Origin of the sequence: Nonlabens sp. (assembly GCF_047636915.1) — a bacterium.
In the GTDB taxonomy this organism is placed as follows: domain Bacteria; phylum Bacteroidota; class Bacteroidia; order Flavobacteriales; family Flavobacteriaceae; genus Nonlabens.
On sequence record NZ_JBLIGN010000103.1, the window covers coordinates 1 to 7,545 of the forward strand.

Here is a 7,545-nt window from a genome sequence, read left to right on the forward strand (position 1 = left end):
GTCCCCACCCTAACCATCACCATCAATAACTAAACCTTTTATTAAATACGTATAACGAACAAACATTAATAAACTGCTTAATGTCAAACTAACCAACAATCCAATCCAAATACCATTCAAACCGTAGGTAAGGTACTGACTTAAAAAATAGGATATAGGTAAGCCCACCAATCCATATGCTACAAAACAAATCAAACTAGGCACCCATACATCCTGCATTCCCCTTAAAACTCCTAACATGACTACTTGAAATCCATCACTCAACTGAAAGAATGCTGCTATCAACAAAATATTAGCAGCTAATTCAATAACGTTTACGTCATCTATGTATATCTGAGGCAACTGATTTCTAAATATTAGAAAACAAAATGCAAAGACTACTTCGATGATAAAGGTCAAAAGAAACAATGATTTAGCAATCCTTCTTAATTCAGATATTTGATTCAAGCCTTTTTGATTGCCTATTCTGATAGTTGCGGTAACGCCCAGACCTACTCCGACCATAAAAGTTAATGCGGATAGATTCAACGCAATCTGATTTGCTGCCTGACTATTTGTACCTAATGTTCCTGATAAAATAATCGCAGCTGTAAAAAGACCCACTTCAAAAAACATCTGTAATGCCGTAGGAAATCCTAAATTAATTAGTTTTGTTATGATATCCGAAGAATAAGATTTCAATACTAAAAAATATTTCTTGAATTGTTTTCTACTAAGAAGTAATATGAGAACTATTATGACCATGGCAATTCTAGAAATAAAAGTGCCTATCGCCGCACCTTCAACCTCTAATCTTGGAAACCCGAATTTTCCGTAAATAAGTAAATAGTTCAACAAAACATTAATAACATTAGCAACTATAGAGGCTATCATCGAATACATAGTTTTAGATAAACCATCTACAAATTGTTTGATTGCTTGAAACATCATTAAAGGAATTAAAGAAAGAGCCACCCAGCGCATATAAGGGATTGCCAATTCCACCACCTCTTTAGGTTGATCGAGCATATAAAGAATAGGCTCACACAAGAACATCAATAAAGTCAATAGAATTCCCAGCACCAAACAAAGTAAAAAACCGAGATGAAAAACCGACTTAACTTTTTCTGAGTCATCCTTAGCATCAGCCTCAGCAACTAATGGTGTAATGGCAAAAGAAAAGCCTATTCCTATAGAAAGAGCTATAAATATCAAAGCATTCCCCAAAGAAACAGCTGCTAAAGGTGCTGCTCCCAGCTCACCTACCATTATATTATCAGCTAAAGCTACTAATAAATGTGCCACTTGACCTACTATGATAGGAACAGCAATCTTGAGATTCTTAGGAAATTCTTTAGTGTACTCTTTTAATACCATTATCAAATATAAAAAGGCGTAAAAGTAATTAGATTGTGTACTAAAGAAATGTTCTAGTTGATTCTTTTATTAACTATTCCATACTGATCAAACAAGTAAATTAAACTAGTCATAGTAGCAGCTCCTAATTCTAATTCTCTTTTATTTACTGCATCAAAAGTATCGTTAGCAGCATGATGGAAATCAAAATATCTTTGAGAATCAGGCCTTAAACCTGCCAATACGGTACCTCCCTTTCCTAACGGGCCTACGTCTGCACCACTGCCTCCTCTTTCAAAGTAATGGATTAGATAAGGTTTAAAAAGAATCTTCCATGAATTTACTGCTTTCATTTGATCATCATTTGCATCAAAACTAAAACCTCTAGGACTAAAACCTCCTGCATCGCTTTCTAATGCAAATATGTGATTCTCATTTTTTAGCTCAGCTTGTCTAGCATATTCTCTAGCTCCTTTTAAACCGTTTTCTTCATTCATAAAAAGAACAACTCTGATCGTACGTAAAGGTATATAGTTTAATGATTTCATTGTATGCAGCACTTGCATGGATTGCACTACGCCAGCACCATCATCATGACTGCCATCACCTAGATCCCAAGAGTCTAAATGTCCACCTACTAATATAATTTCATCAGGGTACTTACTACCTTTAATTTCTCCTATAACATTATAACTCTCCACATCTCCCCAAGAAGTACAATCTTGCTTCAAATAAAACTCCAAATTCCTATCTATGGCTAAAAAAGTATGAAGCTTTTCAGCATCATTTGTACTTATTGCCGCCGCTGGAATATAATTCTCAATAGGCAAATCGCCATAGCTCATGGAACCTGTATGCGGATAATCATCTAATCTCAAATTCATGGATCTAACTATTACAGCAACCGCTCCATATTTTGCTGCTTCCTCTGCACCGCTATATCGTTGATTCACACAGCCACCATAGGCTTCAAAAGTTTGAATTTTAGTTGGATCCATGGGACGGTTATAAAAAACGATTTTCCCTTCTATTTCTTTCCTTCCTAAATCAGATAGCTGTTTCAAAGAAGTAACTTCTATAACTGGAGCTTTAATTCCTGCTTGTCTGGTTGGTATTGAACCGCCCAATGCACATACATTGACATTAATCGTAGACAAGTCATTCAATTGCATATAAGCAAATTCTGGCGTACCTCTGCTCCATTTAGGTACCATTACTGATTGCAACTCTGTGCGCATAGTAAATTTTTTCAGCTCCTTTTCAGTATACTTTACTGCTCTCTCTGCCTGTATAGAGCCGGACAAGCGTCCTCCTATATTATTGGACAAATAATCTAACCATTCGTAACTTTTAGATTCTGTAAGACTAAAATCATAAATACTTTTCATCATTAAAGAATCTGCCTCAGATGATGATAAGGATTGCGCTTTCGCAAAAGCAGAATATGTTAAAATAAAAAATCCTAAAGCATATATATTATTCATTTTCTAGTTCTTTAATGTATTGATTTATTTTTCCAGAAATCTCATCATCTAATTGAGGGGCTCGTATATCTATCTTTTGAGACAAGGCTTCAAAAAGTATTTTTGCTACTATAAGTCTAGCAGCAGGCTTGTCATCTGCTGGGATAATGTGCCATGGAGCTACATCTGTATTTGTATGACGTATCGCATCTTCATAGCATTGCATATAAGTATCCCATAATTTACGCTCCTTCAGATCCTCTTTTGAGAATTTCCAGTTTTTCTCCGGAGTTTTGAGTCGCCTTAACAACCTGTTTTTTTGTTCTTCTTTACTTAAATTTAAAAAAAACTTAAATACAAAAGTTCCATTTTGAACCAACTCTTTCTCAAAGTTATTAATTTGCTGATACCGCATTTTCCAGAACTTATCATTCGCATCTTCTGGACCATTGAATTCTGGAAGCTTCTCTGACATGAGATACTCTGGATGAACTCTAGTTGCGAGCACATTCTCATAATGAGTTCTATTAAAGATACCAAAATGCCCTTTAGGCGGCAACGCCATATAATGTCTCCATAAATATCCGTGAGACAATTCTAGACTTGTAGGAACTTTAAAACTATGCTGAATTACGCCACGCACATTAAAATCCTTAAAAACCTCTCGCACAAGACTATCCTTACCAGAAGTGTCCATGCCCTGAAAACAAACTAATACGGCATGCTTATCATGAGCATAAAGTCTCGCTTGAAAATCTGCTAGGTCTCTCCTTACGTTATCTAACTCTTTTTCAGCTTCTTTTTTAGAAAGTGCCCCTTTTGGAAGTGTTGATAATTCAGAAAGTTTAAGATCTTTTCCTGCTTTATAATCTGCTGATAGCATGTGTTTACTTATTTACTGGCAAAAAGTTTTACATCCTTCTCGCTAATTTGTTCACCACCTAAAATAATTAAACGTTCCACAACGTTGCGCAATTCGCGTATGTTACCCGTCCAGTCATACTCCTGTAGTAATTTCAATGCTTTTCCTTCAAATTTTTTAGCCGCATTCCCTTGCTCTTTTGCAATTTTTTCTGCAAAATAATTGGTCAGAAGTGGTATATCATCTCTTCTATCATTTAGCGAAGGTACATGTATCAAGATAACAGCAAGTCTGTGATATAAATCTTCTCTAAATTTTTTATCTTCTATTTCTTGCTTTAAATTTTTATTCGTGGCGGCTAGAATCCTCACATCCACTTTAATATCCCTATCGCTGCCCACACGCTGTATTTTATTTTCTTGTAAGGCTCTTAAAACTTTTGCTTGAGCCTTTGAACTCATATCTCCTATCTCATCAAGAAAAATAGTTCCACCATTAGCGGCTTCAAATTTTCCTGCACGGTCTTTATTAGCCCCTGTAAAACTCCCTTTCACATGACCAAAAAGCTCACTTTCAATGAGTTCACTAGGAATAGCAGCACAGTTGACTTCTATAAAAGGACCTTTAGAACGATCACTCTTTTCATGTAGCCAGTGCGCGACAAGCTCTTTACCGGTTCCATTGTGACCCGTTATAAGAACTCTAGCGTCTGTAGGAGCTACTTTTTCAATAATGTTTTTGATAATAACTATGAGCTCGCTCTCCCCTATCATCTCATAATTCTTACTCACTTTCTTTTTTAACCGTTTATTTTCTACCACTAGACTATTCTTATCTAAGGCATTACGAACCGTATTCAATAACCTATTCAAATCTGGTGGCTTCGATATGTAATCAAAAGCACCTAACCGCATCGTATTTACAGCAGTGTCTAAATCTCCATGTCCAGATATCATAACAATAGGGATCTCTGGCTTTATTTTTTTCATAGCCTCTAGAACCTCAACACCGTCCATTTTTGGCATTTTTATATCACAAAGAACTAAGTCATAATCGTTATCCCTTATAAGCTCTATACCTTCAAGACCGTCTGCCGCCTCAGATACATTATAATTTTTATTTTCTTCAGATAAGATTTTACTTAAAACGCGGCGTATTGCGCTTTCATCTTCTATTAGGAGAATATTTGCCATTGTTATATTTTAAATTTTAAGCCTACACGAGAGTAAAACGTGTTGTTATCATTAAGTGTGACTACATCATTACCATTATTATCTCTTAAACGTATATCATTTATAAACGTGTAACCCGCATAAATATAAGCCGAAATATGTTTAGTAAAGTTATGTTCATATCCCGGACCAATCATGGCGACTAGCATTGAAACATTCTCAGCGACACCTCTTGTTGTAGGTTGGTCATTTTGAATATTTGCATAAAACCCATCTAACCTAGCATATAATTGCACATTGTTCTTTTCATTGAATCTGTACTTAATATTCATCTTAGGAGCACCTATGGTAAAACTCCATTTTTTATTAAGCTCCCTATAATAGTTAAGATACGGCAATGGAAATGGTCTTCCTGCTGTAGTATTATATTGAACGCCAATAACTAACCGCCATGGTCTACCACCATCTTCCCGCTTCCTTTCATTTTTGATAACATACAAACCTCCTGTAAAAAAGTAATCATCACTCCTTGCTTTTGCCTCGTCAAAGTTAGACGCGGCAAGTATTCCTGCTCTACCACCAAATCTCCAATTATTCTTCATAGGAAACGTGTAACCTACTCCAACTTCAAAACTTTCATACCGATCAGACCCAAAGTCTGTCAATATAAAATCGTCTTTTACGATGTATTCCACATTTCTATATTCCAAAAAAGGCACCACATAAGTCCCTTTTTTTACCTTAAGCGGCACATTTGCAAATGCCCTAAAGCGTCTAAAACTATTATCAGAATTACGTTGCGGAAAATAAGTATACTCTACTCTGAAAAGATCTGTTCCTTGAGGGTAGGCTTTCGCAAAAGCGAAAACAAAAAAAAGAATCGAACCTAATCTAAGAATATCACTTTCTTTAATCATCACTTGTCTTATCTGATTCAATATCAGGGAAAGATCGCGAGATGATATGTAAATCTCGTTGTGGGAAAGGAATCCTAATTTCATTTTCTCTAAATGCTTTATCTATTGCAAAGCGTAAGGCACTCTTGATGCGCGGGTCTGTAAAAGGATCTCTTATAAAAAAATAAATACCAAAGTTTAAGGAACTATCCCCAAAATCATTGAACATAACAAAAGGCTCTGGACTTTTAAGAATTCCTTTTTGTTCCGTAGCACATTTAACCAGTATCTTTTCTACCAATTCTGTATCGCTACCATAAGCGACACCTACCTGGACGAATTCGCGAGTTTTGGGATGGTTTTGAGTATAATTATATACGGACTCCGACATAAAAAGATGGTTAGGGATAATTAATATCTTATCATCCCTTGTAACGATTCTAGTACTTCTTAATTTCACCTCAAATACGCGTCCTATTTTACCATTCATCTCTATAACGTCATTTACTAAAACAGATCGATCTGTAAGAATGGTGATTCCAGCGATGATATCTTTAAACAAGTCCTGTAAGGCAAAACCTAAACCTACAAATAGCGCTGCACTAGCAGTTAATAAACCCGTTAATTGAACACCACTGGAATTTAAAACAGTAATAATTACTATAATGTAAACTATATAATTAAAAAACTTAAAAACACTTTCAAACTTCAGCCTATTTGGCGCATCCATTTTACGTGTCACCACTTTCCTGATACCTCTCAGTATAAGAGTGGTTATTAGAATAGCGAGAACAGCAAGAAGTAGCATCCAAGTGTCAAAATGGAAACCGCCTTTCTCACCAGATGGTATGATCTCATAAGTAAAAAACTCTGCTATTTTATCCCAATCTATATCCATAATTAATATCGGAGCCATTTATAAAGCTCTTTCCAAGTTGTTTTTTTACCGTACATTAAAATCCCTATTCTGTAAATTTTTGCCGCTAGCATAGCCACACCTATTATACTTACATAGAGCAATAACATACTGATTGCAATTTCCCACCAGGCAATTTCACCAAAAGGAATTCTCATCAACATTACAATAGGAGATGTCAATGGTATATACGAGAAAATCACTGCCGTAGTTCCATGTGGATTATCCATTACAGAGAAGAAACCTACATAAATAGCAAGCATTAATGGCAATATTACGGGCAACATAAACTGTTGCGTATCTGTCTCATTATCTACAGCAGCACCTATAGCAGTATATATAGAAGCATATAAAAAATACCCACCCATAAAGTATATAAAGAAACACAGCAATAATTTAAGAATAGGCAGTTGTGCTATATCGTTAAAAATCAATTGCATTTTACTTATGTCTTGAGCTTGTGCAATAACATCAGCACTTGCAGGGTTAGAAAATGCCTCTGCTCCTAAAAATGTGCTAGCAACAACCAGGAGTATTGATCCGACTACTACCCAAATAATAAATTGAGTTATCCCTGCAAGTGATGTTCCTGTGATTTTACCTATCATAAGATATATAGGTTTTACACTACTTACTATAATTTCTATAATGCGACTGGTCTTTTCTTCTATGACTGATCGCATGACCATGTTACCGTATATAACAATAAACATCATCAATAAATATCCAGAAGCGCCACCAGCAGCAATTTTAACCCATCCTGACATTTTACTGGTTTTTTCACCTGTAAAGTCCTGTACTTGAATCTCATTATTTACAGTAAGTTCTTCAATTTTATGAAGATCGATAGCAGCATCTTCTAGATTATTCTCTGTTGCTTTCTTATTCACCTTATTCTCAA

The 7,545-nt window shown here is 35.5% G+C and carries 7 protein-coding genes; all 7 read right to left on the bottom strand.

Annotated features, from left to right (window positions below):
* Positions 1-9: 9 nt before the first annotated feature.
* On the bottom strand, positions 10-1,356 hold the full coding sequence (locus tag ACJAT0_RS11680; protein ID WP_415181794.1) for an MATE family efflux transporter: 1,347 nt from the start codon (positions 1,354-1,356) through the stop codon (positions 10-12).
* A gap of 53 nt (positions 1,357-1,409) precedes the next feature.
* Positions 1,410-2,819, bottom strand: coding sequence for a M28 family peptidase (locus tag ACJAT0_RS11685; RefSeq protein ID WP_415181795.1), 1,410 nt, complete (start codon positions 2,817-2,819; stop codon positions 1,410-1,412).
* Positions 2,812-3,681 (bottom strand): PPK2 family polyphosphate kinase, encoded by an 870-nt coding sequence (locus ACJAT0_RS11690; RefSeq protein ID WP_415181796.1) that lies wholly within the window; start codon positions 3,679-3,681, stop codon positions 2,812-2,814. The genes ACJAT0_RS11685 and ACJAT0_RS11690 overlap by 8 nt, the downstream gene beginning before the upstream one ends.
* Positions 3,682-3,689: 8 nt before the next feature.
* The gene (locus ACJAT0_RS11695; protein WP_415181797.1) at positions 3,690-4,853 is read right to left on the bottom strand and encodes a sigma-54-dependent transcriptional regulator; all 1,164 of its coding nucleotides are present in this window, start codon (positions 4,851-4,853) and stop codon (positions 3,690-3,692) included.
* 2 nt (positions 4,854-4,855) lie between these two features.
* A complete protein-coding gene (locus tag ACJAT0_RS11700) occupies positions 4,856-5,833 on the bottom strand; it encodes a DUF6268 family outer membrane beta-barrel protein (RefSeq protein WP_415181798.1) in 978 nt (325 codons plus the stop codon).
* Positions 5,742-6,644, bottom strand: a complete 903-nt coding sequence (locus ACJAT0_RS11705; RefSeq protein ID WP_415181799.1) for a mechanosensitive ion channel family protein — start codon at positions 6,642-6,644, stop codon at positions 5,742-5,744. The genes ACJAT0_RS11700 and ACJAT0_RS11705 overlap by 92 nt, the downstream gene beginning before the upstream one ends.
* On the bottom strand, positions 6,629-7,545 hold a 917-nt coding region (locus tag ACJAT0_RS11710; protein WP_415181800.1), incomplete at its 5' end, for an ABC transporter permease. The genes ACJAT0_RS11705 and ACJAT0_RS11710, both read right to left, overlap by 16 nt.